1 protein-coding gene is annotated in these 458 nt (G+C 33.2%); it reads left to right on the top strand.

Features of this window, described 5'->3' with window-relative positions; translation table 11 throughout:
• On the top strand, positions 1–245 hold a 245-nt coding region (locus tag L691_RS33675), incomplete at its 5' end, for a hypothetical protein (RefSeq protein WP_232229223.1).
• Positions 246–458 lie beyond the last annotated feature (213 nt).

Here is a 458-nt window from a genome sequence, read left to right on the forward strand (position 1 = left end):
TTTATTTTTCAACCACTAATTTCGGTTTTGAGCCTTTATTTCTAATAAAAAAAGTCCGTATACCGACTAAAAGGGTTAGTCAAGCATACGAGCTTTTGATTGTCTCACTTTACCGGCAATTCGATCTTCGCAAATATTGCACTTTTTCAGCCGGATTTTTACTCCATTTTCACTTCAAAACTTATTCCACGGCCTTTTGTATATCTATGCGCCCTGCGGGTCATGTTTTAAAATCCCTAAAATAATTAAATCAATAGCTGACATTTTTCACCTCTTTAAAATCTAAATGTACTGGAACCAATCTTATCGTTTCTATTTTATATAAAAATCCTTTTGAATTTTTTAGAAAATAGAACGGATAATACAACAGGAACGAAAGCATATAAAATGCCCATCATTAGCGACATAATGATAAGGATTTGACGTCTGTTGTAGAGACATACAAAGGTCTTCTTCTC

Source organism: Paenibacillus zanthoxyli JH29 (assembly GCF_000520715.1).
In the GTDB taxonomy this organism is placed as follows: domain Bacteria; phylum Bacillota; class Bacilli; order Paenibacillales; family Paenibacillaceae; genus Paenibacillus_AQ; species Paenibacillus_AQ zanthoxyli.